This window comes from Streptomyces sp. BoleA5 (genome assembly GCF_000373665.1).
In the GTDB taxonomy this organism is placed as follows: Bacteria; Actinomycetota; Actinomycetes; order Streptomycetales; family Streptomycetaceae; genus Actinacidiphila.
The window spans coordinates 141,130-167,734 of the sequence record NZ_KB892156.1 but is presented as its reverse complement, the minus strand read 5'-3'; the positions used below and the strand labels follow the sequence as shown (position 1 = coordinate 167,734).

The following is a 26,605-nucleotide window of genomic DNA, read 5'->3' as shown; positions in this document are numbered from 1 at the left end:
CGGCCGGCGGAGGCGTCCGGTCGCGGCGCCCCCGTCGCGGAGGGCCGGGAAGCTTTGCATAAAAGTTCCGAGCGCCGTATAGTCATGCCATCGACGAGGAGGGTCCATGGCATTCCGGGCAGCGGTGGCGGGAGCGAGCGGGTACGCGGGCGGGGAGATCCTGCGCCTGCTGCTGAACCATCCCGAGATCGAGATCGGCGCGCTCACCGGGAACACCAACGCCGGGCAGCGCCTCGGCGTCCTGCAGCCGCACCTGCTGCCGCTGGCGGACCGCGTGCTGGAGGCCACGAGCGCGCAGGCGCTGGCCGGGCACGACGTCGTCTTCCTCGCCCTGCCGCACGGGCAGTCGGCCGCCGTCGCCGAGCAACTCGGGGACGCCGCGCTCGTCGTGGACTGCGGTGCCGACTTCCGGCTGGAGGACGCCGCCGACTGGGAGCGGTTCTACGGCTCCCCGCACGCCGGCACCTGGCCGTACGGCCTCCCGGAACTGCCGGGTGCGCGTGCCGCGCTGGAGGGGTCCAAGCGCATCGCGGTGCCCGGCTGCTACCCCACCGCGGTCTCGCTCGCGCTCTTCCCCGCGTACGCGGCGGCCCTGGTGGAGCCCGAGGCCGTCGTCGTCGCCGCGTCCGGCACCTCCGGCGCGGGCAAGGCGGCCAAACCGCACCTGCTGGGCAGCGAGGTCATGGGCAGCATGACCCCGTACGGGGTCGGCGGCACGCACCGGCACACCCCCGAGATGATCCAGAACCTGTCGGCCGTGGCCGGGGAGCGGGTCTGCGTCTCCTTCACCCCGACGCTGGCGCCGATGCCCCGCGGCATCCTCGCCACCTGCAGCGCCAAGGCCAGGCCCGGCACCACCGCCGAGGCCGTACGAGCCGCCTACGAGAAGGCGCTGGCCGACGAGCCGTTCGCGCACCTGCTGCCGGAGGGCCGGTGGCCCGCCACCGCCGCTGTGTACGGCTCGAACGCCGCGCTGATCCAGGTGGCGTACGACGAGGCCGCCGGCCGGGTCGTCGTCGTCAGCGCCATCGACAATCTCACCAAGGGGACCGCCGGCGGCGCCGTGCAGAGCATGAACATCGCGCTCGGCCTGCCCGAGGGGCTGGGTCTGAGCACCGCGGGGGTCGCGCCATGACCCCCCGCCCCGCCGCTCGCGCCCGCCGCGCGGTGGCGCTACTGCTCACCCGGGCGGCGCCCTGCGACGCGGGCGTCGACGCGCACGGCCCGGCCGCGGTGACCGGGCCGCACACCGACATCACGGCGAAGGCCGCGCCCCTGCGGTGCGCCGGCCCAGAAGCGGACAAGGAGACGACACAGTGAGCGTCACGGCAGCACAAGGGTTCACGGCGGCGGGTATCGCCGCCGGGATCAAGGAGAACGGCAACCCGGACCTCGCCCTCGTGGTGAACGAGGGTCCGCGGCTCGCCGCGGCCGGCGTCTTCACCTCCAACCGCGTCAAGGCCGCGCCCGTCCTGTGGTCGGAGCAGGTACTGCGGGGCGGCCGGGTCTCGGCCGTCGTCCTCAACTCCGGTGGCGCCAACGCCTGCACCGGTCCCGCGGGCTTCCAGGACACCCACGCCACCGCCGAGGCGGTCGCCGGCGCCCTCGGGCAGAGCGCGGGGGAGGTCGCCGTCTGCTCCACCGGGCTGATCGGAGTCCGGCTGCCGATGGACAAGCTGCTGCCGGGCGTCGCCAAGGCGGCGGCCGAACTCTCCCCGCACGGCGGCGAGAAGGCCGCCATCGCGATCAAGACCACCGACACCGTCCACAAGACCGCCGTGCGCGAGGGCGAGGGCTGGACCGTCGGCGGGATGGCCAAGGGCGCGGGCATGCTCGCCCCGGGCCTGGCCACCATGCTGGTCGTCCTGACCACCGACGCCGACCTGGACTCCACCGCCCTCGACGAGGCGCTGCGCGGCGCCACCCGCACCACCTTCGACCGGGCCGACTCCGACGGCTGCATGTCGACCAACGACACGGTGCTGCTGCTCGCCTCCGGCGCGTCGGGCGTCACCCCCGCGGCGGAGTCCTTCGCCGCCGCCGTCGAGGAGGTCTGCGCCGACCTCGCCCGGCAGCTGATCCGGGACGCCGAGGGCGCCTCCAAGGACATCAAGATCGAGGTGATCAACGCCGCGACCGAGGACGACGCCGTCGAGGTGGGCCGCTCCATCGCCCGCAACAACCTCCTCAAGTGCGCTATCCACGGCGAGGACCCCAACTGGGGCCGGGTGCTCTCGGCGATCGGCACCACCTCCGCGGCCTTCGAGCCGGACCGTCTCAACGTGGCGATCAACGGCGTGTGGGTGTGCAAGTCCGGCTCCGTCGGAGAGGACCGCGAACTGGTCGACATGCGCTACCGCGAGGTCCACATCACCGCCGACCTCGCCGCGGGCACCGAGACCGCCACCATCTGGACGAACGACCTCACCGCCGAGTACGTCCACGAGAACAGCGCCTACAGCTCATGAGCACCCGCAAGCACACCGCCCTGCCGAAGGCGCAGACCCTGATCGAGGCGCTGCCCTGGCTGACCCGGCACCACGGCAAGACGGTCGTCGTCAAGTTCGGCGGCAACGCCATGGTCGACGAGGAGCTGAAGGCGGCCTTCGCCCAGGACGTCGTCTTCCTGCGGCACGCCGGCCTCAAGCCGGTCGTCGTGCACGGCGGCGGCCCGCAGATCAGCGCGCAGCTCGACAAGCACGGGCTGGTCAGCGAGTTCAAGGCGGGGCTGCGGGTCACCACCCCGGAGGCCATGGACGTCGTCCGCATGGTGCTCGCCGGGCAGGTGCAGCGCGAGCTGGTCAACCTGCTCAACCAGCACGGGCCGCTCGCCGTCGGCCTGACGGGCGAGGACGCCCACACCATCAGCGCGACCCGGCACCGCCCGGTGATCGACGGCGAGGCCGTCGACATCGGCCGGGTCGGGCAGATCACCGAGATCGACACGGGAGCCATCCGGGCCCTGCTGGACGACGGCCGCATTCCGGTCGTCTCCTCCATCGCCCGCAGCGCCGACACCGCGGACGGAACAGGGGTCTACAACGTCAACGCCGACACCGCCGCCGCGGCGCTCGCGGCCGCGCTCGGTGCCGAGACCCTGATGGTCCTCACCGACGTCGAGGGCCTGTACGAGGACTGGCCGCGCAGCGACGAGGTCATCAGCCGGCTCACGGCGAGCGAGCTGGAGAAGCTGCTGCCCGAGCTGTCCAGCGGCATGGTGCCCAAGATGGAGGGGTGCCTGTACGCCGTGCGCAACGGCGTCCGCACCGCCCGGGTCATCGACGGGCGGGTCCAGCACTCGATCCTGCTGGAGATCTTCACCGACGAGGGAATCGGCACGATGGTGGTGCCCGACCCCGTCGACGCGGCGGGCGGCGGCACATCGGAGAACGAAGGGGGACGGGCATGACCGGGACCGGCGGCCAGGGGAACGAGGCGCTCACACGGCGCTGGCAGGGCTCCCTGATGGACAACTACGGCACCCCGCGGCTGCCCCTGGTCCGCGGCGAGGGCGCGCGGTACTGGGACGCCGACGGCAAGGAGTACCTGGACTTCCTCGGCGGCATCGCCGTCAACGCCCTCGGCACCGCCCACCCCGCGGTCGTCCGCGCCGTCTCCGAGCAGATCGCGACCCTCGGCCACGTCTCCAACTTCTTCATCGCCGAGCCCACGGTCGCCCTCGCCGAGCGGCTGCTCCAGCTGTCCGGCCGCCCCGGCCGCGTGCTGTTCTGCAACTCCGGCGCCGAGGCCAACGAAGCCGCCTTCAAGATCGGCCGGCTGACGGGCCGTACGCACATGGTGGCCACCGACGGCGGCTTCCACGGCCGCACCATGGGCGCGCTCGCGCTCACCGGGCAGCCCAAGAAGCAGGAGTCCTTCCGCCCGCTGCCCGGTGACGTCACCCATGTGCCGTACGGCGACGCCGACGCGTTGCGCGCCGCGGTCACCGAGGAGACCGCGCTGGTGATGCTCGAGCCCGTCCAGGGCGAGAACGGCGTCGTCGTGCCTCCGGCCGGCTACCTGGCCGCCGCACGGGAGATCACCCGTGCCACCGGCACCCTGCTCGTCATGGACGAGGTGCAGACCGGCATCGGCCGCACCGGCCACTGGTTCGAGCACCAGGCGCAGGGCGTCGAGCCGGACGTCGTCACCCTGGCCAAGGCGCTCGGCGGCGGACTGCCCATCGGAGCCACGCTCGCCTTCGGCCCCGCGGCCGACCTGCTGACCCCCGGTCAGCACGGCACCACCTTCGGAGGCAACCCGGTGGCCTGCGCGGCGGCGCTCGCCGTTCTGGACACCATCGCCCAGGAGGGCGTGCTGGAGAACGTCAAGCGCCAGGGCGAGAAGCTGCGCCAGGGCGTCGAGGCGCTGGGCCACCCTCTGGTCGATCATGTGCGCGGTGCGGGCCTCCTGCTGGGTATCGTGCTCACCGAGCCGCTCTCCGCGCAGGTGCAGAAGGCGGCTCAGGACGCCGGACTCCTGGTGAACGCCGCCGTACCCGACACGGTGCGGCTCGCCCCGCCGCTGATCCTCGGTGACGCCGAGGTGGACGCCTTCCTGGGGGCGCTGCCGGGCGTCCTCGACGCCGTACACGCCGCAGAGGGACCGCGATCCGGGGAATGAGTCGACGATGAGCGAGGCGCAGCAGCAGGCCGGCGGGGGAGCCGCGGCCGTACCGCAGACCCGGATGGCACGCCACCGGCGGATCGTGGACATCCTGAACCGGCTGCCGGTGCGTTCCCAGAGCCAGCTCGCCAAGCTGCTCTCCGACGACGGGCTGAGCGTCACCCAGGCGACGCTCTCCCGCGACCTCGACGAACTGGGCGCGGTGAAGATCCGCACCAACAACGGCGAACTCATCTACGCCGTGCCCAGCGAGGGCGGTTTCCGCACCCCCATGGCACCGCTCGGGGAGTCGGTGAAGGAGGAGCGGATGCGCCGCCTCGCCAGTGAGCTGCTGATCTCGGCGGAGGCCTCGGCCAACCTCGTCGTCGTCCGCACCCCGCCGGGCGCGGCGCAGTTCTTCGCGTCCGCGATCGACCAGGCCGAGGTGTACGACATCCTCGGCACGATCGCGGGCGACGACACGGTCATGCTGATCAGCCGCGACCCGGCCGGCGGGCAGGCGGTCGCCGAGCACCTGCTGCGCCTGGCCGCGGGCGGCTAGAGCGGAGGGCCCGGGCCGAACCCGGGCCCCTCTCCCTCTGCCTTCCCCGTCCCCGTCAGACGACGGGGCTCAGGCCGCCGTCGAAGTTGATGCCGGTGCCGGTCACGTAGCCGGCCCGGGCGGAGAGCAGGAACGCCACCAGGTCCGCGAACTCCTCGGCGCGGCCCACCCGGCCCAGCGGGATGCCGGAGTCGCGGCCCATCGTGGCGTACAGCTCCTCGACGGCGATCCCGCGCTGCTCGGCCTGCCGGGTCCACTGGCCGCTCTCGACCAGGCCGACGAGGACGGCGTTGACCCGGATGTTGTCGGGCCCGAGTTCCTTGGACAGCGCCTTGGTCAGGGCCAGGCCGGCCGCGCGGGAGACCGAGGTCGGGGTGCTGCCCGCGCCGGCGGCCTTGGCCGACACGGCGAGGGTGTTGACGACGCCGCCGCCCCCCGCGGCGCGCAGGTGGGGGAGGGCCAGCCGGGTCAGACGTACCGCGGCGTGCAGCTTCAGCTGCAGGTCCTCCTCCCACACCGAGTCGTCCTGGCGCTCGAAGAACCCGGCCGCGCTGCGGCCGGCGTTGTTGACCACGGCGTCGATCCGTCCCCATCGCCCGTCGGCGGCGGCGACGAAGCGCTCGAGGTCCTCGGGACGGGTGACGTCGGCGGGCACGCCCAGCACGTCGGCACCGGTGGCGCCCAGCTCCTTCACCATGTGCTCGATGCGCTCGGAGTCACGTCCGCACAGCGCCACCCGGGCGCCCTCGGCGGCCAGCCGCCGGACAAGGGCCGCGCCGAGTCCGTCGGACCCTCCGGTGACCAGCACGACCTTGCCGTTCAGTTGCAGATCCATGTGACGCATTCTTGCCACCTGCAACAGCTGATCGTCAAGCGCTCAACTTGGCGACGAAACGCCCGAATCCCTTGGTGTGCCAGGTCGTGCCGTCGGCGGCGACGCCGAAGGCCTCCACGTCGGGGAGCGCTTCCAGCCACTCGCGGGCCCGGCCGCCCATGGCGTAGCCGGCCGTCGCCCAGGTGTCAGCCCCGGTGAGGGAGGCACACACCACGGTGAGCGACGCGGCCCCCCCGGCGGGCGGGGCGCCCGTGCGGGGGTCGAGGATGTGGCAGCCTCGCTCGGCGGGACCGGAGGTGGCGACGGCCAGTTCGCCGTCGGCCTCGACGACGGTGGCGAGTCCTCCGGGCCGCAGCGGGTCGGCGATGCCGACCCGCCAGGGGCCGCCGGTCAGCTGGACGTCGCCACCTCCGTTGAGGCAGACCTTGCCGGCGCCCGCCGCCGTGATCGTCCGGACGGCCCGCTCCACCGCCCACCCCTTGACCAGGCCGGTGGGGTCGAGCGCGGTGCCGGGGCCCGCGTAGCGCGGCGTGAACCAGCCGTCGGTGCGGCGCTCGGCGTCCTCGCACAGCCCCAGGACCTCCCGCACCTCGGGTGAGCAGTCCGCGAGGGCGAGTTCACCGCGGCCCAGCCGGCTGATCTCACTGTCGGCGCGGAAGGTGGAGAACACCGCGTCGACCTCGTGCAGGCCCGCCACCGCCTCGTCCAGGGCGTCCCGGACACGGGGGTCGCGGGCGCCGCGCACGTCGAAGGAGAACACCGTCCCCATGCAGTGCTCCACGTGCCGCAGGCGCGGCGGGTTCTCGGACATCGTCAGGCACCGGCCCTGTCCAGGGCGCTCTGCAGCGACGTCCGGTAGCCCTCGCTGGTGAAGGAGGCGCCGGAGACGGTGTCGATCTGCGCGCTCTGCGCGGTGACCGCCGCCCGGTTGAGCTCCGGGACGGCGGTGGCGGTGAGCCGGTCGCTGGTGGGGGTGCCGGCGGGGGCCTGGACGGCGGCCGCCGAGACGATCCGCCCGTCCTCGACCGTGATCTTGACCTGGACGGGGCCGTAGCTGGTCTGCGCGGCGTCCCCGGTGACGGTCTTCCGGGCGGGTGCGCCGCCCTGCCCGCCGGAATCCCGCGTACCGCCGGACCCGCCGCCGTCCGCGGGGTTCGAGGCCACCGGCACTGAGGGGTCGGGGCCCGCGGGCGAGGGGGCCGCGGGCGAGGCGGCCGCGGAGACCGGCGGCACCTGCTGTGCCGGGCCCCCGGCCTGCGAGGTGAACGGCGCCGTCGTCGGCTTCAGGGCGAGCAGCAGCACGACCCCGGAGACGGTCGTCACGCTGCTCAGGAGGATCCGGCGCAGCGGGTGCTTCTTCTTCACTCGGACCTCACATCTCGAAGGACTCGTGGTGGATACGTCGTTCCGGCACTCCGGCCTCGCGCAGCGCGGAGTACGACTCCTCGGCCAGCCCCGGGGGGCCGCACAGGTACACGTCGTGCCGGTCGATGTCCGGCAGCATCCGCCGCAGTCCCTGCGCGGTGATCTCCGGGCGGGCGCCGTCGGGTCCGTTCACCGCGTACACCAGGCGCGCGCCGCGCTCGGCCGCGATCTCCTCCAACTCGGCCCACAGCGCGAGGTCCTGCCTGCTGCGGGCCCGGTAGAGCAGGGTGAGGTCGCCCGGCGCGGCCGGCAGCGTCTCGAACAGCGCGCGCAGCGGGGTGATCCCCGCGCCGCCGGCCAGCAGCAGCACCTTGCCGCCGCGGCGGCGGGAGGCCGTCATGGCGCCGTACGGGCCCTCGGCCCACACCCGCGTGCCGGGCTCGAGCGTGGCCAGCGCGGAGCTGTGGCCGCCCACCGCCTTGACGGTGATCCGCAGCAGGTCGGGCCGCGGCGGCGCGGACAGGGAGTAGGGGTTGGCGCTCCAGCGCATCCCCTCGGCGAGGAAGCGCCAGCGGAAGAACTGGCCGGGCTCGGCGCCGAGGCGGTGCAGCCTGCGTCCCGTGATCAGCACCGAGACCACGCCCGGCGCCTCCTCCACGGTCTCCGCGACCCGCATGCGGTGCCGCATGTTCAGCCGGACGGGCACCAGCACCCGGTACCAGAGCACCAGCGCCGTCACCGACCCGTACAGCGCGTACCAGACGCCGCGCGCGGTGGCGCTGCCCGCGAACTCGGCGCCGGTGGCGAGCTGGTGCCAGAAGGTCAGGTAGACCGCGGCGTAGGTCAGCAGGTGGATGTAGTACCAGGTCTCGTAGCGCAGCCGTCGGCGCAGCACGCCCGCCGAGACGAAGCCGACGACCAGCAGCAGTACGGTGCCCGCGGTCGCCTCGATCATCCGCGGGTAGTCCATGACCACGGCGACCGACTGCTGCACCACCGGCTGCCCGGACTGCTCGGAGTAGCCCCACAGGATCAGCGCGACGTGCGCGACGACGAGGGAGACGGCGTAGCGGCCGCTCATCGCGTGCCAGCGCGCCACCCGGTCGCTGCCCACGCGCCGCTCCAGCGCGGGGACACGGGCCATCTGCAGGACGACCAGGGCGATGGCGTAGCCGCCGAGCAGGCCGGTGATCCGGCCCGCGGCGGTCAGCCGGCCGGCCGTGGTGGGCTGGACGTAGGGGGTGTTGCCCCACCACAGCCACACGACCCCGGCGGCGCCCGCCCAGGCCAGGAGGAGCAGCGGGATCGCGGGGGAACGGCGGGGCCGGATCCGGCGCATGGCCTGCCGTCTGCCCGCTCTGCTGTTGTGGATCATCGTGGTCGTGGCCGCCATGCCCATGGATACGCGCGCGCTCGCGCCGCTGCTCAAAGCCCGGTTTCTCGCTACGTGGCGTGAGGCGTTGTGGTATGGCCGCGCGGAGCGGGGAGCAGCCGTGCTGGGGCGGCCGGAGCGCCCTCGGCCCGGGTGGCGCGGCGAGCCGCCGACACGCCTGTGACCCGCGCCGACACGGCTGATTGACGAAGCATGCAGAGGAGTGCATACTTATACCCAACAGCGTATGCATCATCACCGCCGCCATACGCACTCGACCTCGCGCACCAAAGGAGAGACCCGTGACCGAGCGCGTCGTACTCGCCTACTCGGGCGGACTGGACACCTCCGTCGCCATCGGATGGATCGCCGAGGAGACCGGCGCCGAGGTCATCGCCGTGGCCGTGGACGTCGGCCAGGGCGGCGAGGACCTGGACGTCATCCGCAAGCGGGCGCTGGCCTGCGGCGCGGTGGAGGCCGAGGTCGCCGACGCCAGGGACGAGTTCGCCGACGAGTACTGCCTCCCGGCGATCAAGGCCAACGCCCTCTACATGGACCGCTACCCGCTGGTCTCCGCGCTCTCCCGGCCGACCATCGTCAAGCACCTCGTGGCCGCCGCCAAGAAGCACGGCGCCTCGATCGTCGCCCACGGCTGCACCGGCAAGGGCAACGACCAGGTCCGCTTCGAGGCCGGCATCTCCTCCCTCGCGCCCGAGCTGACCTGCATCGCGCCGGTCCGCGACTACGCGATGACCCGGGACAAGGCGATCGCGTTCTGCGAGGAGAAGAACCTCCCGATCGCCACCACCAAGAAGTCCCCGTACTCGATCGACCAGAACGTCTTCGGCCGCGCCGTCGAGACCGGATTCCTCGAGGACATCTGGAACGCCCCGATCGAGGACGTCTACGAGTACACCCAGAACCCCGCCGCGGCCCGCGAGGCCGACGAGGTGATCATCACCTTCGAGCAGGGCGTCCCGGTCGCCGTCGACGGCAAGCCGGTCACGGTCCTGCAGGCCATCCAGCAGCTCAACGAGCGCGCGGGCGCACAGGGCGTCGGCCGGATCGACATGGTCGAGGACCGCCTGGTCGGCATCAAGTCCCGCGAGGTGTACGAGGCTCCGGGCGCGATCGCCCTGATCACCGCCCATCAGGAGCTGGAGAACGTCACCGTCGAGCGCGAACTGGCCCGCTACAAGCGGCAGGTCGAGCAGCGCTGGGGCGAGCTGGTCTACGACGGCCTGTGGTTCTCCCCGCTCAAGCGGGCCCTGGACGGCTTCATCGAGGAGGCCAACCAGCACGTCACCGGCGACATCCGGATGACCCTGCACGGCGGCCGCGCCGTCGTCACCGGCCGCAAGTCCGCCGAGTCCCTGTACGACTTCAACCTGGCCACGTACGACACCGGCGACACGTTCGACCAGTCCCTCTCCAAGGGCTTCATCGAGATCTTCGGCATGTCGTCGAAGATCGCCGCCAAGCGCGACCTGGCCTAGTCCCAATCGTCAAGGTCCCGCCTGCCACGCCCTCCGGGCGGCCGGCGGTACTTTGACGACAGCGCCCGGTCAGTAGCCTCGGCCACGGCAGCCCGCCTCCCCGCCCGTCCGGGCGGGGAGGCGGGCGCACATCCACCCACGAGGGAAGCGAGCAGAGCAGTGAGCACCAACAGCGGCGATGTCCGGCTCTGGGGCGGGCGTTTCGCCGACGGTCCCGCGGAGGCGCTTGCCAAACTCTCCGCGTCCGTCCACTTCGACTGGCGGCTCGCGCCGTACGACATCGCGGGCTCCCGCGCCCACGCGCGCGTGCTGCACAAGGCGGGGCTGCTCAGCGACGTCGAGCTGACCCGCATGCTCGCCGGGCTCGACCAGCTGGAATCCGACGTCGCCGACGGCTCCTTCACCGGGACCATCGCCGACGAGGACGTCCACACCGCCCTGGAGCGCGGCCTGCTGGAGCGGCTCGGTCCCGACCTCGGCGGCAAGCTGCGCGCCGGCCGGTCCCGCAACGACCAGGTCGCCACACTCTTCCGGATGTACCTGCGCGACCACGCCCGGATCATCGGCGGCCTGATCGCCGAGCTGCAGCACGCCCTGGTCCGGCTCGCCGAGACGCACATCGACGTCGCCATGCCCGGCCGCACCCATCTGCAGCACGCGCAGCCGGTGCTCTTCGCCCACCATGTGCTCGCCCACGTCCAGGCGCTGTCCCGGGACGCCGAGCGGCTGCGGCAGTGGGACGTGCGCACCGCCGTCTCCCCGTACGGCTCCGGCGCGCTGGCCGGTTCCTCGCTGGGGCTGGACCCGGAGGCGGTCGCCAGGGACCTCGGCTTCGAGCACGGCTCGGTCGCCAACTCCATCGACGGCACGGCCTCGCGCGACTTCGTCGCCGAGTTCGCCTTCGTCACCGCCATGATCGGCGTCGACCTCTCGCGGATCGCGGAGGAGGTCATCATCTGGAACACGAAGGAGTTCTCCTTCGTCACCCTCCACGACGCCTTCTCCACCGGTTCGTCGATCATGCCGCAGAAGAAGAACCCGGACATCGCCGAACTCGCCCGCGGCAAGTCCGGGCGGCTCATCGGCAACCTGACCGGCCTCCTGGCCACGCTGAAGGCGCTGCCCCTGGCGTACAACCGGGACCTGCAGGAGGACAAGGAGCCGGTCTTCGACTCCTGCGACACCCTCGAGGTCCTGCTGCCCGCCTTCACGGGCATGATGGCCACGCTCACCGTCAACCGGGAGCGCATGGAGGAGCTGGCCCCGGCCGGCTTCTCGCTCGCCACGGACATCGCCGAGTGGCTGGTGAAGCAGGGGGTGCCCTTCCGCGTCGCACACGAGGTCGCGGGGGAGTGCGTCAAGGTCTGCGAGGCCGAGGGCATCGAGCTGGACCAGCTGACCGACGAGCAGTTCACGAAGATCTCGCCCCACCTCACCGCGCAGGTGCGCACCGTGCTCGACGTCCACGGCGCGCTGGCCGCCCGTGACGGTCGCGGCGGGACCGCGCCGTCGGCGGTGGTCGTCCAGCTCGCCGAGGTCAAGCGGGACCTCGCGGTCCAGCTGGCGTGGGCGCAGGCCAAGAGCTGATTCCGCGAGCGGGGAGCCCGGCCGGGTCCGTCCACCCGGCCGGGCTTCTTCGTCCTCGCGTCTGAGACACCAATGTCTCATATGCGTTAGCCTTGTCTCATGAGTTTGGATCGTGAGCAGGTCCTGCGGGACGCGGCCGATCTGCTGTCGCGGCGCGCCACGGCCTCCATGGAGGAGATCGCCAAGGCAGCCGGCGTCAGCCGCGCCACACTCCACCGGCACTTCCCCGGCAGGGACGCGCTGGTGCGGGCGCTCGGCGTGCTCGGCATCGAGCAGACCGAGGAGCGCCTGGACGCGGCGCGCATCGAGGAGGGCGACCCCGTCGAGGCCGTCCGCCGGCTCATCGACGAGGCCGTGCCCGTCTCCGGCTTCCTGGCCTTCCTCTACGGCGAGAACCAGATCTACGACTTCGCCGAGATCAACGACGGCTGGGCGCGCATCGACACCCGGGTCGCCGCGCTCTTCCGGCGTGGCCAGGAAGCCGGCGCCTTCCGCTACGACCTGACCCCCGCCTGGCTCGTCGAGGCGCTGTACGCGCTCATCGCCGCCTCGGCCTGGTCCGTCCAGGACGGCCGCATGGCCCGTCTCGACTCCGCCCGCATGGTCACGGACCTGCTGCTCGGCGGCATGCTGCGCGCCCCCCGGGGCGGGTCATGACCACCGCCGCACCCGTCACGACCCCCCGCCACGACGACCGCGGCCACCCCGCCCGCTGGCTCGCCCTCGGCGTCCTCACCCTCGCGCTGCTGCTCATCGCCGTCGACGCCACCGTGCTCGGCCTCGCCGTGCCCTTCCTCAGCGCGGACCTGCGGCCCACCTCCACCCAGCTGCTGTGGATCGGCGACGTCTACTCCTTCGTCATCGCGGGCCTGCTCGTCTCCATGGGCGGTCTCGGCGACCGCGTCGGCCGCAAGCGGCTGCTGCTCACGGGCACCGCCGCCTTCGGCGCGCTCTCCGTGCTCGCCGCGTACGCCACGAGCCCCGGCATGCTCATCACCGCCCGCGCCCTCATGGGCGTCGCGGGCGCCACCCTCATGCCGTCCACACTCGCGCTGATCCGCACCCTCTTCCCCGATCCGCGCGAGCGGAGCTTCGCCATCGGCGTCTGGGGCGCCGTCTCGACCGCGGGCGCGGCCCTCGGACCGGTCGCCGCAGGGATACTCCTCGAGCACTTCTGGTGGGGCTCGGTCTTCCTCATCAACCTGCCCGTCATGGCACTGCTGCTGGTCGTCGGCGCCCGGCTGCTGCCCGAGTCCCGCGACCCCGAGCCCGGCCCCTGGGACCCGTCGAGCGTCCTGCTCTCGCTGTTCGGCATGTTCGGCGTCGTCTACGCCGTCAAGCAGCTCGCCGTGCACGGCCCCGGCGCCGGCGCGGCCGGTGCGGGCCTTCTCGGCGCGGCCTGCCTGTACACCTTCGTCCGCAGGCAGCTCGCCCTGCCCAAGCCACTGCTGGACATGCGGCTCTTCCGGCACCGGGGCTTCTCCGGCGCCGTGCTGGCGGACCTGCTCACCGTGCTCGGGCTCGCCGGGAGCGTCTTCTTCCTCTCCCAGTTCCTCCAGCTCGTCCAGGGCCGCTCCCCGCTCCAGGCCGGCCTGTGCGAACTCCCCGCGACCCTCGGCGCCGCCGCCACCGGACTCGCCGCCGGCGCCGTCGCGCGCCGCTGGTCGGTCCGCGTCGCCGTCGCGGGCGGGCTCGGCGCCACCGGACTCGCCCTGCTCGCGCTGCTGGCCCTGCGGCCGGACACGGGCTACCTCTTCCTCGGCGCCGTCCTGCTGGTCGTCGGGGCCGGAGCCGGGCTGTCGTTCACCGTCACCGCCGACGTCATCCTCTCCAGCGTCCCCCCTCGGCAGGCCGGTGCCGCCTCCGGCGTCTCCGAGACCGCGTACGAACTCGGCGCCGCCCTCGGCATCGCCCTGCTGGGCTCCGTCGTCACCGGGATCTCCGGCGGCCCCGCCTCGGCCGACCCCGCCGCCTTCACCGACGGCCTGCGCGCCGCGTCCGGCGCCGGCGGCGCCGTCCTCCTGCTGGCCGCCACCGCCGCCTGGCGCCTGCTGCGCGGCCGGCGTCTCGCGGAGGGCCGGGTCACCCCGATGGGCCCCTGACGTCCGGGGACCGTACCGCCTCCCCGTACGCGGGCCTGGTCAGCCGGCCACAGGGTCGTCGAGGGTGAAGACCGTCAGCCACTGCGAGCCGGCGGGCGTGTAGCCCAGGTCCATCAGCGCCGTGGTCACCGCGCGCATGTGCCCCGCACCGTAAAGGATTCCGGCGGTGAACGGCTCGGGACGGCCGGCGCGGGCGTGGTGCACCTGCGTCACCGCGTCGATCAGCAGGCGGTCGCGCCGGTGCACCACCAGGTCGTCCGTCCCCGTCCAGAATTCCGCGGCCTGCTCCTCGTCGTCCCCTGGCAGGTCCTCGAACTGCAGGTGCCGGGCGAGGAACCGGCGCGTGCCGAGCAGCCGCATGCCCGCGACGTAGACGGGGACGAGCGCGGCCAGCGTCGCGCGCTCCCTGAGCGGCACCCGCCGCCACCCGTCGTCGAACTCCTCACCGGTCATGTCCGGGCACACCACGGGCACACCCAGCGTGTCGAAGTCGATGTCCTGGACGACCAGTCCCAGACGCTCGTGGCCCGCGAGACTGCGGTACGACCGCGTGAGCGCCAACGCCGCCGTACCGCCCCGGACGCCCTCGGCGATCACCAGGTCGCACGAGGCGCGCAGTCGGGCCGTCACCTGCGCGTAGAACGCCGGCTCGGCCAAGTGGACCATCGGGAACAGCTCGAAGGTCAGCGCCGTCCCGCGACTGCGGAAGCGGATGACCGCCGACCGTACCCCTGCCAGCTCCGTGACCTCGATGTACTGCACGCGTCCCCCCGCCCCCGGCGGATCCGTCAATCGCGAGGACGCGCCACGCAGGCTGCGGGGTTGCGCCGGCGCCCACGCAGGACGTGGAGGCCAACTCCTCTCGCACGCCGTCGCGTTGCAGTCCGTATGCTGCCGGTACCCGCCGCGGGGGAGGGAGCGCCATGAGCACGGACGCACAGCCCGGTCAGGACACCGACGTCCTGGCCGTCCTGAGGGAGCACACCCTCGACTGCCGCTACGAGGAGGCCGAGGCCCTCCTGGGCGCCGAACTCGCCCGGGCGGCAGGCGACCCGGAGCGAACGGCCCGGCTGCACGTCGCACGCGGCCGGTTGCGGCTGCGGCAGTACGAACACGACGCAGCCCTTGCGGAGTTCGCCGCGGCCCTGCGCCACGACCCGGAATGCGGTCCCGCCGCGGGGTGGCGCGTGGCGGCCCTCGACCGCATGGGCCGCCTCGACGAGGCCCTGGCCGAGGGAACGGCGGCCGCGGCGCGGCACCCGCGGTCCGCGGACGTCCACACGGCGCTGGGCTGGCTGCACCACGGCTCGTGCCGCTGGGACGAGGCGCTGGCGGCCTTCGAACAGGCCACCTCGGTCGGACCGCGCCACGCGGAGGGCTGGATCGGCGCCGCGTGGACCCGCGTCGAACTCGGGGACACCGCCGCCGCGCTGAGGGGCCTGGAGGACGCCGAGCACGCGCTCGCCGACCCCGTCGAGGTCCGCTGCGCGGCCGTACGCATCGCGGCGAGCCGGGGCGGCGGCGAACCGGCCCACGCCAAACTGCTCGCCGCCCGCTCCCTGGACCGGGACGACGTCGCCGTGCTGACCGCCGAGGTCCGGTACGAGAGCGGCCGCGGGGACGCCCGGGCCGCGCTGGAGGCGGCCGAGCGCCTCGCCGCGCGCTACGGGCGGCGCCCCGAGGCGCACGTCGAACACGCCCGCTGCCTCATCGACCTCGGACGTACGGACGAAGGGGTCATTGCCTGCGACCGGGCGCTCGCGCTGGAACCGCACTGCGATCTCGCCTGGGAGTGCAAGGCCGAGGCGCAACGACGCGGCGGAGACCCGGCGGAGGCACTCGCCACGGGACGGCGGGCCGCCCGGGAGTGCCCGTACGCGCCCGGTGTCAGGCTGGAACTCGCCGCCGCAGAACTGGCCTGCGGAGCACTCGACCGCGCCCTGGTCCGTACCGAGGAGGCCCTGGCGCTGGACCCGTGCTCGGACTGGGCGCTCGGCGTCCGGGCCGACCTGCTGAGACGCGGCGGCGACGTCGACGGGGCGACCGAGGCCGTCCGGCACGCGGCCGCGCTGCGGCCCGCCGATCCCGAGGCACTGCTGCGCCTGTCCGGGGCCCTGGGCGCGGCCGGCCGGTACGACGAGGCACTCGCCGCCGTGACGCGCGCCAGGGAACTCGCACCCGCTGACACCTATCTGATGGAGCGTTCGCTGGCCCTGCTGCGCGGCGCCCGCCGCTGGGACGACACGGCGGAGATGATCGCCTCGCTGCGCGAGGCGGACCGCACCGGACGTCTGGAGGGCCTGCTCCTGGAGGAGCAGGCCTGCCTGTCCTTCGCGCGGCAGAGGTACGCGCGGGCGGTCGAGGAGTGCGAGGCCGCACTCCTCGCGGAACCGGAACGCGACTTCGCGGCCCGCCTGCGCGTGCGGTCCCTGTGCGGCCTGGGCCGTCTCGCCGACGCCGAGGCCGCCGCCCGGCAGGGCGCCGGGACCGCCGCCGACGACCCCGAGGCCCATGTCCTCCTGGCGACGGTCCTGTTCGCCGCGGAGCGCACCGAGGAGGCGCTGGCGGCCGTGGACCGCGCCCTGCGCCTCGACGCCCGCTCGGCGGACGCACACGTCGCCAGGCTCGACGGTCTGCGTGCGGCGGAGCGGTGGAGCGAGGCCGAGGCCGCCCTGGAGGAGGCCGTGCACCGGGGCGTACCCGCCGACGTCGTGGCCGCCCAGCGTGCCAGGACGGCCCTGGGGCGGGACGACCACGACAGGGCCCGCGCCGCGGCCGAGGAGTGGCTGCGCCTGCGCCCGGACGACCTGGAGGCGCTGGAACTGCTCGCCACGGCGCACCTCGGCCGCGGGGACCTGCCGGCGGCCGAGTCGGCCGCCCGCCGGGCCGCCGCCGCATCGCCCGGCTCGGCCGCCGGCCCCTGCCTGCTCGCCGCGTGCTTCGGCGAGCAGGAGCGCCGGACCGAGGAGTGCGAGGCGTACGAGGAGGCGCTGCGGCGCGAACCGGACCACCGCGACGCGCTGCTCGGCAGGCTCGCCGTCCTGCGCAGGCTCGGACGCTGGGACGAGGCCGAGCGGGCCGCCGAGGACGCCGCGGGTCTCCGGTCCGACGACCCCGAGGTGCTGACCGCCGTCGGATGGCTGTACTCCGCGATGGAACGCCCCGGCGATGGCCTGCCGTTCGCCCGGCGCGCCGCGGAACTCACCGACGACGCCTCCGGCGCCGTGGACCTGCTCGGCTGGCTCCTGCGGCGCTCACGGCAATGGGACGAGGCCGAACAGGTGCTGCGGCGCGGCGCCGAGCGCCGTCCCACGGCGCCGGACGCCCATATGGACCTGGCCTACTGCCTCTGGGACCAGGACAAGGACACGGAGTGCCTGGAGAGCGTCGATCGCGCCCTCGCCCTGCGTCCGGACCGGGTCCGCACCCTGACCTTCAAGGTGGAGGTGCTGTGCTCGCTGCGGCGGTGGAACGAGGCGGAGGCGGTCGCCCGCCGGGCGCGCGGCGGCCATCCCGGGATCGCCGCCGCGCACGTCGCGACCGCGCAGGTGCTCGCCGACACCTACCGCCGGGAGGAGGCGCTGCCGCATCTGCGGCGGGCCCTGCAACTCGACCCGGAGCACGAGTGGGCGTGCCGGCTGCTGATCGACACCCTCGCCGGACTGGGCCGTTCCGAGGAGGCTGAGCAGGCCGCGGAGGCGCTGCTCGGCAGGGTCCCGGACGCGGTGTCGGTGCGCTGCCGCCTCGCCGCCGTGCTCCGCGAGCGGCACCGGTACGACGAGGCCCTGGCCCAGTGCGAACGCGCCGTGGCCGACGCCCCGTACAGCGTGACCGCCCACGACCAGCTGGTCACCACGCTGCGCGAATGCGGCAGCCTGGACGAGGCCGAGCGCCACGTCGAGGAGTTCACCCGCGTCCGCCCGCACCTGACGTCGCTCCGCTTCCAGCTGGCCGCCGTGCACGCGGAGCGGGGCGACCACATCCCGGCCGCGCAGGTCCTGGAGGAACTGCTGGAATCCGCGCCCGGACCCCTCGGACGCGCGGAGGCCCGTGCCGCGACCGGCTGGGTCGCGCTGATGGACCAGCGCCCGCTGGACGCGGTGGACGCCTTCGCGGAGGTCCTGCGTTGCCGGCCGCACGACCACGACTTCCGGCTCGGCCGCGCATGGTCGCTGGTGCGCCTCGCGGACCTCGGCCCCGGCGGCCCGCGGTCGGACGGACGTCTCGCCGAGGCGGCCGCCCACTGCCGGGCCGTCGGCCGCGAGGACCCGCGCAACGCAGCCGCCCACACCTGCCTCGGGCTGATCGCGCACCGGCGCGGGGAGCCCGCCGCCGCCGAGCGGCACTTCGCCCGCGCCGTGGAACTGGACCCGTACGGCCGCTCCCACACCGAACTGGGCGCGCTCTATGTGCAGCTCGGCCGCTACACGGAGGCCGAGGCCGTGCTGCGCCGGGCCGTCGAGCTGGACTGGTACGACGTACAGGCCCACGTCGAACTGGGCAGCCTCGCGCTGCACCGGGCCCGGGAGGGCGGGGGCGACGTCATGACGGCGGAGGCGGCCGGCGAGTTCCGCCGGGCGGTCGCCGTGGACCCGGACAGCGGCAGCGCGGCCCTCGGGCTCGCGGTGGCGCTGGCGGAGGGCGCGGGGGACCTCGGCGCCGCCGAGGAGGAACTGCGCCGCGTGCTGGGCCGGCGCGGGGTGCGGGACCAGCCGGAGTGGCAGTTGCGGCTCGCGCTCGCGCGCCTGCTGGTGCAGGCCGGCGACGCCGAGCAGAACGCCGACCGCCACCGCGACGCGGGCCAGGAGGCGCGGGCCGCGATCCGGCTGGCCGAGCGCGAGGCCGAACCGCACTTCGTGGCAGGGGTGGTGGAGCAGCGGCTGGGCACGCAGACCGTCGACGTCCGGCTGAAACTGCTCCACCGGCGACGCGCCCAGCGCTTCCTCACCCGCTGCCGCCGCCTCGACCCGGCGCACCAGGACGCGGAGCGGGCGCTGCGGCTGCTGGAGGAGGACGCACGCGCCGCCCGCGGGAGCCGGCTGAGCAGCGCGGTCCTGGTGCTGGTGGCCACCGCCGTGCTCGGCGCGGCCTGGGTGGACTTCCTGTGGAAGCACCATGTCACCGCCGTGATGCTCACGACGCTCACCCCGGTGCTGGCCGGGCTCATCGCGGTGGGGTTCCTGCTGCCGGTGCTGATCCGCCTCAAACTGCCCGGGGGGATGGAGGCCGACCTGTCGGCGAGCATCGGCCAGATCTCACGCGGCCCGCGCGGCGAGGTCGCGCTCACCCCGGCGCGGACGCCCGCGGGCAACGGGCCGGTCGGCCGGATGCCGCGCCTGTGAGGGTGAGACGCCTTGGGGGAGGGGCTACGCCGCCGTGGCGTGGTCCGTGGCCTTGGACGCCTTCGCCTTGGTGGCGTAGATGTCGACGTACTCCTGGCCGGACAGCCGCATCACATGGCTCATCACCTCGTCGGTGACGGCGCGCAGCACATAGCGGTCGCGGTCCATGCCCTCGTAGCGGGAGAACTCCAGCGGCTTGCCGAAGCGGACGGTGAAGCGGTGCACCCGCGGGACGCCCGCGCCGCCCGGCTGGATCCGGTCGGTGTCGACCATCGCGAACGGGACGACCGGTGCGCCGGTCATCAGCGCCAGCCGCGACACGCCGGTGCGGCCGCGGTACAGGCGGCCGTCGGGGGAGCGGGTGCCCTCGGGGTAGATGCCGAAGACCCGGCCCTCGTCGAGGATGCGACGACCGGTCATGAGGGCGGCGACGCCGCCGTGCCCGCCGTCGCGGTCCACGGGGATCATGCCGACGGAGGTGAAGAAGGCCGCCATCAGCCGGCCCTTGACCCCGGGGGTGGTGACGTACTCGTCCTTGCCGATGAAGAAGACCTGACGCTTCACGACCAGTGACAGGAACATCGAGTCGATGAAGGTGACGTGGTTGCCGGCGAGGATCACGGGGCCGTCGCCCGGGATGTGCTCCGCGCCCTCGACCCGGGGGCGGAACAGGACGCGCATCAGTACTCCGAGCAGTGCCTTGAGGATGATGCGGAACAACGGGTCCTCCGGTCGTGGTCGGCGGGAGTCCGGCCGGACTCCCGCGGGGTTCGCTCACCAGTGTGCGCCTCTCCCGCCGAGGACGATACTTCCGCCACGGCGCGACACGCACACCGGGTTCACACGACCGGTACGCATTGTTGACGTGCGTTTCCGCCACGTTCCGTCGATCGCAGCTCGAAGGAAACTCGGGCCCGCCTACGATGCGCGCGTCGCTTGGCAGGAGCCGGACGGACGTTCGGCCGACACGAGGGAGCGCACATGACGCACGAGCAGCAGGGCGGCCGGGAGCAGGGCAGGGGGCCCGGGCGCCGGGCACTGATCGGGGCCGCCGCGCTCGGCGCCGGCGTCACCGTGCTCGGCGGCGCGGGCACCGCCGCGGCCGCCGAGCGGGGCTCCTCGCACGTCTCCTCGCACGGCTCCGTGCCCGTCCACCCCCTGCCCGTCCCGACCGTCGTCGGCCACCGCGGCGCGAGCGGCTACCGTCCCGAGCACACCCTGGGCTCCTACCAGCTCGCCCTGGACCTCGGCGCCGACGTCATAGAGCAGGACGTCGTCCCCACCAGGGACGGGCACCTCGTCTGCCGCCACGAGCCGGAGATCGGCGGCACCACGGACGTCGCCGACCACCCCGAGTTCGCCGACCGCCGGACCACCAAGACCCTCGACGGGGTCGCCACCACCGGCTGGTTCACCGAGGACTTCACCCTCGCCGAGCTGAAGACCCTGCGCGCGGTCGAGCGGCTGCCCGCCCAGCGGCAGCACAACACCGTCTACAACGGCCACTGGGAGGTGCCCACCTTCGAGGAGGTGCTGCGCTGGGCCGACGAGCAGGGCCGCCGCCGCGGCAAGGCGGTGTGGCTGCACGTCGAGACCAAGCACCCCACCTACTTCCGCGGCATCGGCCTCGGCCTGGAGGAGCGGCTCGCCAAGCTGCTGCGCCGCCACGGCCGCGACAAGCGCGACTCGCCCCTGTTCCTGCAGTCCTTCGAGCCCGGCAGCATCCAGCGGCTCGGCGCTCTCGGCCTGCGCAACCCCAAGGTCGTCCTGCTGGACGCGGCGACCACCCGCCCCTACGACTTCGTCGCCGCCGGTGACCCGCGCACCGTCGCCGACCTGGTCACCCCGGCCGGGCTGAAGTGGATCGCCGGTTTCGCGCAGGGCATCGGCCCCACCCTGAACCTGATCATCCCGCGCGACGCGGCCGGCAAGCTCGGCACGCCCACCACGCTGGTGCGCGACGCCCACAAGGCCGGGCTGATCCTGCACCCGTACACGATGCGCAACGAGAACAGCTTCCTGCCCGCCGACTTCAGGGTCGGCACGGACCCCAACGCCTACGGCGACGCCTTCGGCGCCTTCAAGGTCTACTTCGAGCAGGGCATCGACGGCATCTTCTCGGACAACTGCGACACCGCGCTCCTGGCCCGCGCGGACTTCGTCGGCCGGAAGTGATCGTCAACCCGAGGTGATCCCCTCCCGCGCACGGGTGGTTCCCCCGCCAGGGGGCAACCACCCGGTGCGCCGGGGATGTCCCGGCGGGCATGACCCCGCGCGTGCGACACCAAGAGCTGACCGCCATCCGCCCGCTGCTCGCGGCCGAGGCGGCCGCCGAGTCCGTCCCCGCCTGCGTCGAGGCGGCGGACCTCGAACAGTCCGTGTGGCTGCGGTTGCTGGAGCTTCCCGAACCGCCCCCCGACCCCGCCCGCTGGCTGCGCCGGGCGGTGCGGGCCGAGGTGCGCCTCGCCGTGCGCCGGGCCCGCCGGGAGACGCCGTACGGCCCGGGCCGCCATCCCGCAGCCGAGGCCCTGCCGAGCACCGAACAGCAGGTGCTCGCCGCCGAGCAGCGCCGCACCCTGCTGACCGCCGCGCGCCGGCTGCCCGGGCGCTGCCCGGAGCTGGTATCCGCCCTGATCTCCCGTTCCGATCCCACTTACCGTGAAATCTCCCGGGAGTTGGGAATCTCACAGGGCAGCCTCGGACCGATGCGTTCCCGGTGCCTGAGTTGCCTGCGTACGATCCTCGCAACCGGGGTTGCATCACCCGTACGACGGGGTAATGCACCGTAAACAGTCGGCGTACGGACGCTTGTGCACGGGCCGCGCCGCCTTCCGGAAACGATTCAGGGCAACGTCCCGCGCCGCACCCTCACCCCCCGCGGCCCGGGCGGACTCGAAGGAGAGGCCAGCGCACATGGGCATGAGCGTGACCATCTCTGCGGCTACCGGCGACGACGCCGAGAAGATCCTCAAACTGCAGTACCTCTGCTACCAGGACGAAGCCGCACTGTACGGGGACTACGGCATAGAACCGCTGACCCAGACCCTCGAGGCGCTGCGCGCCGAACTCGCGGGCGGGATCGTGGTGGTGGCCCGGCTGGGCGAGGAGGTGGTGGGTTCGGTCCGCGGCTCCGTGGACGAGGACGGCACCGCGCGGCTCGCCAAGCTGATCGTCCACCCCCGCATGCAGCGGCACGGACTCGGCGGCCGGCTGCTGCGGGCCATCGAGGAGCGCCTCGCCGCGGAGAGCGAGGCCAAGCGCTACCGGCTCTTCACCGGGCACCGCAGCGAGGTCAACCTGCAGCTGTACCGCAAGCTGGGCTACGCGCAGATCGGCAACGTCGAGCCGGTCACGCGCCACCTGAGCCTGGTGCACATGGAGAAGCCGGCCGCCCGGCCCGAGACGTACGCCGCGAGCGCCTGAGCCCGCGTCAGGATCCGGAGTCCTGCTGTGGCCGCGCCGGCCGGCGCAGCCACAGCAGGCCGGTCACCGGCACGACGACGGGCAGGAACAAATAGCCCATGCCGTAGTCGGACCACACGGTCTGGTCGGGGAACGCCCCGGAGTCGACCAGCGTCAGCGTGCCCACCGTCAGCACGCCGGCCAGTTCCAGCGCGCAGCTGACCAGCGCCACCTTCCGGGCGCCCTCGCCGCCCCGCCACAGGGCCACCGTGATCACCGCGTAGACGATGCCCGCCAGCAGGGAGAGCAGGTACGCCAGCGGCGCCTGGTCGAACTGCACGCTGATCTGCACGATCGCGCGGGAGAGCGCGGCGACGGTGAAGACGCCGTAGAGCGAGAGCAGCAACCGGCCCGGCCCGCGGCCGATCCCGGGCCCGGCCGCGTTCGGCGCGGCGGCGTCCTTCGCGGTCTCAGGCACTGACGCCTCCCCAGATGTCGTGGAGCCGCACCTCCAGCACGGCCAGGATCACCCCGCCCGCGGCCACGATCGCCGAGCCCCAGCGGGTGCGCTCGGTCAGCGACATGAAGCCCGCCGCCGGGACGGTGCAGGCCGCGCCGATCAGGTACGCCACGAAGATCGTCGTACCGTCCACCGGCTTCTCGCCGCCGGTGAGCTTGACCACACCTGTCACCAGCTGGACGAGCGCCAGCACCGCCACCAGGGCCATGCCGATGAAGTGCCAGTCCTTGGTGGGCTGGTCGCGGAAAGCCGCGAAACCGCACCAGGACGCCAGGAGCAGCGCCGTGGCCGAGACCGCGATCGTGAGCGCGTCGAGCATGGCGCGACTCTATTACGGCCGGGAATCGCCGGTTCCCGGCCCCCCGGCCTGTCCACATTCCGGACTCGAAGACCGGATATTGGAACGCCGAGCGGGGGTCTGCTTTACTGGGGCACATGACCACGACGAACCGCCGCTGCCGCGCGACCGAGGCGATGACGCCCGGTGTTCGTCGTATGTGTCGAATGTGCGCACGCTGAGGGCCCACGCCATCTGAGTCTCGCGCCCCGAAGCGAGACCCACCCCTCCTGCAACGGATCGCACACCCCCATGCACACGGCACTGCAGCAGACCTTCCGCCGCTGCCGGCTGGCGCACGACCCCCAGCCGCCCGGCACCTACTGCTGACCTTCCCCCGCGCTCCCCGAGGGGCGCAGCCATGCCCTGCCCGCGGTCCATACACCCCGTGTGCGGCTTTCGTCCGCCGCGCACTCGACAGTGACGGAAACCCAGTGATCACCACAACGGGCCTGACCAAGGTCTACCGATCCCGCGACCGGGAGACGGTGGCCCTCGACGGCGTCGACCTGCACGTCCGCGAGGGTGAGGTGTACGGCGTCGTCGGACGCAGCGGCGCGGGCAAGAGCACGCTCATCCGCTGCGTGAACCTGCTGGAACGACCCACCTCCGGCACCGTCGAGGTGGCCGGGCGCGACCTGACCGCGCTCGCCGGACGCTCCGACCGCGCGGGCTCCGCCCTGCGGACCGCCCGCACCGGCATCGGCATGGTCTTCCAGCACTTCAACCTGCTGTCCTCGCGCACCGTCCGGGACAACGTCGAACTGCCCCTGGAGATCCTCGGCGTCTCCGGACGCGAGCGCCGCCGCAAGGCCCTCGAACTGCTCGACCTGGTCGGCCTGGCCGACAAGGCCCGCGCCTACCCGGCGCAGCTGTCCGGCGGCCAGAAGCAGCGGGTCGGCATCGCCCGCTCCCTGGCCGGCGACCCCAAGGTGCTGCTCTCCGACGAGGCCACCTCGGCGCTCGACCCCGAGACCACGCGCTCGATCCTGCAGCTGCTGCGCGACCTCAACCAGCAGCTCGGCCTGACCGTCCTGCTCATCACCCACGAGATGGACGTGGTCAAGGCCATCTGCGACTCCGCCGCTCTGATGAAGGGAGGCCGCATCGTGGAATCCGGCAAGGTCACCGACCTGCTCGCCACGCCAGGCTCCGAACTCGCCCACGAACTCTTCCCGGTCGGCGGCGAGCCGTCCGGCGAGGGCCGCACCGTGGTCGACCTGACCTTCCACGGCGAGGCCGCCACCGAGCCCGTCATCTCCCAGCTCTCCCGCACCTACAACATCGACATCTCCGTGCTCGGCGCCGCGCTGGAGACCGTCGGCGGCCGCCAGGTCGGCCGGATGCGCATCGAGCTGCCCGGGGCCTTCGAGGACAACGTGGTGCCGATCGGCTTCCTCCGCGAAAAGGGCCTGCAGGTCGACGTCGCCCCGGTCGGCGCCGACGAGCCGGTCAAGGAGGGCGCGAAGTGAGCTGGTCGCAGATGCAGCCGCTGCTGTCGCAGGCCTGTTGGGAAACCCTGATCATGGTCGGCTGGTCCACCCTGATCGCGGTCGCCGGAGGACTTCCGCTGGGCGTCCTGCTGGTACTGACCGACCGCGGCGGACTGCTGCGCAACGCCACGGTCAACAAGGCCGTCGGCGTGGTCGTGAACCTCGGCCGCTCACTTCCCTTCCTCATCCTGATGATCTCGGTGTTGCCCTTCACCCGCTGGGTGATCGGCACCACCATCGGTGCCGAGGCCATGGTCGTACCGCTGTCCATCGGCGCCATCCCGTTCCTCGCGCGGCTGGTCGAGACCGCCGTCCGCGAGGTCGACGGCGGACTCGTCGAGGCCGTCCAGGCCATGGGCGGCAGCACCTGGACCGTCGTCCGCAAGGCCCTGCTGCCCGAGTCGCTGCCCTCCCTGATCGCCGGACTCACCACCACGGTGATCGCGCTCATCGGCTACTCCGCCATGGCCGGCACCATCGGCGGCGGCGGCCTCGGCGACCTCGCCATCCGCTACGGCTACCAGCGTTTCGAGACCTCGCTGATGCTCGTCACGATCGGCGTCCTGATCGTCATCGTGACCGTCGTCCAGCTCGCCGGCGACCTCGCCGCCCGCAGCGCCTCGCACCGCGGCCGCACCTCCACCACGCCCCGGCTGCGCCTGCTGCGCCCGGCCGCGGCCACCGAAGCCTCCTGACACCGCAAGGCAACACCGTTCCAGAAAGGCACTTTTCGTGCGTACCAGCATCAAGATCACGACCGCCGTCCTCGCCGCCGCCGGCCTCACCCTCGGCCTGACCGCCTGCGGCGGGGACTCCGGCACCAAGAAGGACAGCGCGAGCGACCCGCTCGTGGTCGCCGCGAGCCCCGTCCCGCACGCGGAGATCCTGAACTTCGTCAAGGACAACCTGGCGGCCGAGGCCGGGCTCAAGCTCGAGGTGAAGGAGTTCAGCGACTACGTGACACCGAACACCGCCACCGAGGACGGCTCCGTCGACGCCAACTACTTCCAGAACCAGCCCTACCTGGACGACTTCAACAAGAAGAAGGGCACCCACATCGTGCCCGTCGTCACGGTGCACCTGGAGCCGCTGGGCCTGTACTCCGACAAGCTGAAGTCGGCCGACGCGATCAAGAACGGTGCGACGATAGCCGTCGCCAACGACGCGGTGAACGAGGCCCGCGGCCTCAAGCTGCTCGCCGCCAACGGCCTGATCACCCTCAAGGACGGCGTCGGCAACGAGGCCACCCCCGCCGACATCACCGGCAACCCCAGGAACCTGAAGTTCAAGGAGCTCGAGGCCGCCCAGCTGCCGCGCTCCCTGCAGGACGTCGACGCGGCCGTCATCAACGGCAACTACGCCATCTCCGCGGGGCTCAAGCCCGCCGACGACGCCCTGGTGCTGGAGTCCGCCGACGACAACCCCTACGGCAACTTCCTCGCCGTCAAGGAGGGCAACGAGGAGGACCCGCGCGTGCTGAAGCTGAAGAAGCTGCTCACCACGCCCGAGGTGAAGAAGTTCATCGAGGACACGTACGCCGGCTCCGTCATCCCCTCCTTCTGACCCGCGGGCCCCGGCGGGGGTCGG

Annotated in this window: 25 protein-coding genes; 17 read left to right on the top strand and 8 right to left on the bottom strand. The window is 73.1% G+C overall.

Annotated features, from left to right (window positions below):
- Positions 1-106: 106 nt before the first annotated feature.
- From argC to B085_RS0140360, 6 genes are read left to right on the top strand one after another with little or no spacing between them, the layout of a single operon-like run.
- Positions 107-1,135 carry an N-acetyl-gamma-glutamyl-phosphate reductase gene (gene argC, locus B085_RS0140385; RefSeq protein WP_018564289.1) on the top strand — a complete coding sequence of 343 codons (1,029 nt, stop codon included), beginning with the start codon at positions 107-109 and terminating at the stop codon, positions 1,133-1,135.
- Positions 1,132-1,320 (top strand): hypothetical protein, encoded by a 189-nt coding sequence (locus tag B085_RS49875; protein WP_158689918.1) that lies wholly within the window; start codon positions 1,132-1,134, stop codon positions 1,318-1,320. Before argC ends, B085_RS49875 begins: the two co-directional genes overlap by 4 nt.
- The gene (argJ, locus tag B085_RS0140375; RefSeq protein WP_018564287.1) at positions 1,317-2,468 is read left to right on the top strand and encodes a bifunctional glutamate N-acetyltransferase/amino-acid acetyltransferase ArgJ; all 1,152 of its coding nucleotides are present in this window, start codon (positions 1,317-1,319) and stop codon (positions 2,466-2,468) included. Before B085_RS49875 ends, argJ begins: the two co-directional genes overlap by 4 nt.
- A complete protein-coding gene (gene argB, locus B085_RS0140370; protein WP_018564286.1) occupies positions 2,465-3,409 on the top strand; it encodes an acetylglutamate kinase in 945 nt (314 codons plus the stop codon). The genes argJ and argB overlap by 4 nt, the downstream gene beginning before the upstream one ends.
- The gene (locus tag B085_RS0140365) at positions 3,406-4,623 is read left to right on the top strand and encodes an acetylornithine transaminase (protein WP_018564285.1); all 1,218 of its coding nucleotides are present in this window, start codon (positions 3,406-3,408) and stop codon (positions 4,621-4,623) included. Before argB ends, B085_RS0140365 begins: the two co-directional genes overlap by 4 nt.
- Positions 4,624-4,630: 7 nt before the next feature.
- Positions 4,631-5,167 (top strand): arginine repressor, encoded by a 537-nt coding sequence (locus B085_RS0140360; RefSeq protein ID WP_018564284.1) that lies wholly within the window; start codon positions 4,631-4,633, stop codon positions 5,165-5,167.
- A 55-nt stretch (positions 5,168-5,222) separates the two neighbouring features.
- On the opposite strand, the gene B085_RS0140355 is transcribed toward B085_RS0140360, so the two are convergent.
- From B085_RS0140355 to B085_RS0140340, 4 genes are read right to left on the bottom strand one after another with little or no spacing between them, the layout of a single operon-like run.
- On the bottom strand, positions 5,223-6,002 hold the full coding sequence (locus B085_RS0140355; protein WP_018564283.1) for an SDR family oxidoreductase: 780 nt from the start codon (positions 6,000-6,002) through the stop codon (positions 5,223-5,225).
- Positions 6,003-6,036: 34 nt separating this feature from the next.
- Complete coding sequence (locus B085_RS0140350) at positions 6,037-6,813, bottom strand: FAD:protein FMN transferase (protein ID WP_018564282.1); 777 nt, start codon at positions 6,811-6,813, stop codon at positions 6,037-6,039.
- A 2-nt stretch (positions 6,814-6,815) separates the two neighbouring features.
- A complete protein-coding gene (locus tag B085_RS0140345; protein ID WP_018564281.1) occupies positions 6,816-7,367 on the bottom strand; it encodes an FMN-binding protein in 552 nt (183 codons plus the stop codon).
- A 7-nt stretch (positions 7,368-7,374) separates the two neighbouring features.
- Complete coding sequence (locus B085_RS0140340) at positions 7,375-8,760, bottom strand: ferric reductase-like transmembrane domain-containing protein (RefSeq protein WP_037733385.1); 1,386 nt, start codon at positions 8,758-8,760, stop codon at positions 7,375-7,377.
- 281 nt (positions 8,761-9,041) lie between these two features.
- Between B085_RS0140340 and B085_RS0140335 the strand changes: the two genes are divergently transcribed.
- The 4 genes from B085_RS0140335 (at position 9,042) to B085_RS0140320 (ending at position 13,924) form a co-directional block, all read left to right on the top strand.
- Positions 9,042-10,235: an argininosuccinate synthase gene (locus tag B085_RS0140335; protein ID WP_018564278.1), complete on the top strand. Its 1,194-nt coding sequence runs from the start codon at positions 9,042-9,044 to the stop codon at positions 10,233-10,235.
- A 159-nt stretch (positions 10,236-10,394) separates the two neighbouring features.
- Positions 10,395-11,822 carry an argininosuccinate lyase gene (gene argH, locus B085_RS0140330; protein ID WP_018564277.1) on the top strand — a complete coding sequence of 476 codons (1,428 nt, stop codon included), beginning with the start codon at positions 10,395-10,397 and terminating at the stop codon, positions 11,820-11,822.
- A gap of 99 nt (positions 11,823-11,921) precedes the next feature.
- The gene (locus B085_RS0140325) at positions 11,922-12,479 is read left to right on the top strand and encodes a TetR/AcrR family transcriptional regulator (RefSeq protein WP_026251938.1); all 558 of its coding nucleotides are present in this window, start codon (positions 11,922-11,924) and stop codon (positions 12,477-12,479) included.
- Positions 12,476-13,924 carry an MFS transporter gene (locus tag B085_RS0140320; RefSeq protein WP_018564275.1) on the top strand — a complete coding sequence of 483 codons (1,449 nt, stop codon included), beginning with the start codon at positions 12,476-12,478 and terminating at the stop codon, positions 13,922-13,924. The genes B085_RS0140325 and B085_RS0140320 overlap by 4 nt, the downstream gene beginning before the upstream one ends.
- A gap of 39 nt (positions 13,925-13,963) precedes the next feature.
- On the opposite strand, the gene B085_RS0140315 is transcribed toward B085_RS0140320, so the two are convergent.
- The gene (locus tag B085_RS0140315) at positions 13,964-14,686 is read right to left on the bottom strand and encodes a hypothetical protein (RefSeq protein ID WP_018564274.1); all 723 of its coding nucleotides are present in this window, start codon (positions 14,684-14,686) and stop codon (positions 13,964-13,966) included.
- A 161-nt stretch (positions 14,687-14,847) separates the two neighbouring features.
- On the opposite strand from B085_RS0140315, the gene B085_RS0140310 reads away from it, so the two are divergent.
- A complete protein-coding gene (locus B085_RS0140310; protein ID WP_018564273.1) occupies positions 14,848-19,266 on the top strand; it encodes a tetratricopeptide repeat protein in 4,419 nt (1,472 codons plus the stop codon).
- 24 nt (positions 19,267-19,290) lie between these two features.
- Here the strand turns inward: B085_RS0140310 and B085_RS0140305 are convergent, their stop codons facing one another.
- Complete coding sequence (locus B085_RS0140305) at positions 19,291-19,947, bottom strand: lysophospholipid acyltransferase family protein (RefSeq protein WP_086020787.1); 657 nt, start codon at positions 19,945-19,947, stop codon at positions 19,291-19,293.
- 300 nt (positions 19,948-20,247) lie between these two features.
- Here B085_RS0140305 and B085_RS0140300 point away from each other — a divergent pair, with 300 nt between their 5' ends.
- The 3 genes from B085_RS0140300 to B085_RS0140290 all read left to right on the top strand — a co-directional run bounded on the left by B085_RS0140300 (position 20,248) and on the right by B085_RS0140290 (position 22,689).
- Positions 20,248-21,441 carry a glycerophosphodiester phosphodiesterase gene (locus B085_RS0140300; RefSeq protein ID WP_018564271.1) on the top strand — a complete coding sequence of 398 codons (1,194 nt, stop codon included), beginning with the start codon at positions 20,248-20,250 and terminating at the stop codon, positions 21,439-21,441.
- Positions 21,442-21,530: 89 nt separating this feature from the next.
- Positions 21,531-22,055, top strand: coding sequence for a sigma-70 family RNA polymerase sigma factor (locus B085_RS0140295; RefSeq protein ID WP_018564270.1), 525 nt, complete (start codon positions 21,531-21,533; stop codon positions 22,053-22,055).
- A 124-nt stretch (positions 22,056-22,179) separates the two neighbouring features.
- Positions 22,180-22,689, top strand: a complete 510-nt coding sequence (locus tag B085_RS0140290) for a GNAT family N-acetyltransferase (RefSeq protein ID WP_018564269.1) — start codon at positions 22,180-22,182, stop codon at positions 22,687-22,689.
- Between the two features lie 7 nt (positions 22,690-22,696).
- On the opposite strand, the gene B085_RS0140285 is transcribed toward B085_RS0140290, so the two are convergent.
- On the bottom strand, positions 22,697-23,146 hold the full coding sequence (locus tag B085_RS0140285; protein WP_018564268.1) for a hypothetical protein: 450 nt from the start codon (positions 23,144-23,146) through the stop codon (positions 22,697-22,699).
- Positions 23,139-23,507 (bottom strand): hypothetical protein, encoded by a 369-nt coding sequence (locus tag B085_RS0140280; protein ID WP_018564267.1) that lies wholly within the window; start codon positions 23,505-23,507, stop codon positions 23,139-23,141. The genes B085_RS0140285 and B085_RS0140280 overlap by 8 nt, the downstream gene beginning before the upstream one ends.
- Before the next feature lie 452 nt (positions 23,508-23,959).
- Here B085_RS0140280 and B085_RS0140275 point away from each other — a divergent pair, with 452 nt between their 5' ends.
- The 3 genes from B085_RS0140275 to B085_RS0140265 are packed head-to-tail and all read left to right on the top strand — an operon-like array spanning position 23,960 to position 26,581.
- The gene (locus B085_RS0140275; RefSeq protein ID WP_018564266.1) at positions 23,960-24,997 is read left to right on the top strand and encodes a methionine ABC transporter ATP-binding protein; all 1,038 of its coding nucleotides are present in this window, start codon (positions 23,960-23,962) and stop codon (positions 24,995-24,997) included.
- Complete coding sequence (locus B085_RS0140270; protein WP_018564265.1) at positions 24,994-25,713, top strand: methionine ABC transporter permease; 720 nt, start codon at positions 24,994-24,996, stop codon at positions 25,711-25,713. Before B085_RS0140275 ends, B085_RS0140270 begins: the two co-directional genes overlap by 4 nt.
- Positions 25,714-25,750: 37 nt before the next feature.
- A complete protein-coding gene (locus tag B085_RS0140265) occupies positions 25,751-26,581 on the top strand; it encodes a MetQ/NlpA family ABC transporter substrate-binding protein (RefSeq protein ID WP_018564264.1) in 831 nt (276 codons plus the stop codon).
- Positions 26,582-26,605 lie beyond the last annotated feature (24 nt).

What these genes read in the sequence shown, in the direction of transcription:
- argC (WP_018564289.1), top strand. Translation starts at nt 107, where the DNA reads ATGGCATTCCGGGCAGCGGTGGCGGGAGCGAGCGGGTACGCGGGCGGG.
- B085_RS49875 (WP_158689918.1), top strand. Translation starts at nt 1,132, where the DNA reads ATGACCCCCCGCCCCGCCGCTCGCGCCCGCCGCGCGGTGGCGCTACTG.
- argB (WP_018564286.1), top strand. Translation starts at nt 2,465, where the DNA reads ATGAGCACCCGCAAGCACACCGCCCTGCCGAAGGCGCAGACCCTGATC.
- B085_RS0140365 (WP_018564285.1), top strand. Translation starts at nt 3,406, where the DNA reads ATGACCGGGACCGGCGGCCAGGGGAACGAGGCGCTCACACGGCGCTGG.
- B085_RS0140360 (WP_018564284.1), top strand. Translation starts at nt 4,631, where the DNA reads ATGAGCGAGGCGCAGCAGCAGGCCGGCGGGGGAGCCGCGGCCGTACCG.
- B085_RS0140355 (WP_018564283.1), bottom strand. Translation starts at nt 6,002, where the DNA reads ATGGATCTGCAACTGAACGGCAAGGTCGTGCTGGTCACCGGAGGGTCC.
- B085_RS0140350 (WP_018564282.1), bottom strand. Translation starts at nt 6,813, where the DNA reads ATGTCCGAGAACCCGCCGCGCCTGCGGCACGTGGAGCACTGCATGGGG.
- B085_RS0140340 (WP_037733385.1), bottom strand. Translation starts at nt 8,760, where the DNA reads ATGGCGGCCACGACCACGATGATCCACAACAGCAGAGCGGGCAGACGG.
- B085_RS0140325 (WP_026251938.1), top strand. Translation starts at nt 11,922, where the DNA reads ATGAGTTTGGATCGTGAGCAGGTCCTGCGGGACGCGGCCGATCTGCTG.
- B085_RS0140320 (WP_018564275.1), top strand. Translation starts at nt 12,476, where the DNA reads ATGACCACCGCCGCACCCGTCACGACCCCCCGCCACGACGACCGCGGC.
- B085_RS0140310 (WP_018564273.1), top strand. Translation starts at nt 14,848, where the DNA reads ATGAGCACGGACGCACAGCCCGGTCAGGACACCGACGTCCTGGCCGTC.
- B085_RS0140305 (WP_086020787.1), bottom strand. Translation starts at nt 19,947, where the DNA reads ATGCGCGTCCTGTTCCGCCCCCGGGTCGAGGGCGCGGAGCACATCCCG.
- B085_RS0140300 (WP_018564271.1), top strand. Translation starts at nt 20,248, where the DNA reads ATGACGCACGAGCAGCAGGGCGGCCGGGAGCAGGGCAGGGGGCCCGGG.
- B085_RS0140295 (WP_018564270.1), top strand. Translation starts at nt 21,531, where the DNA reads ATGACCCCGCGCGTGCGACACCAAGAGCTGACCGCCATCCGCCCGCTG.
- B085_RS0140290 (WP_018564269.1), top strand. Translation starts at nt 22,180, where the DNA reads ATGGGCATGAGCGTGACCATCTCTGCGGCTACCGGCGACGACGCCGAG.
- B085_RS0140280 (WP_018564267.1), bottom strand. Translation starts at nt 23,507, where the DNA reads ATGCTCGACGCGCTCACGATCGCGGTCTCGGCCACGGCGCTGCTCCTG.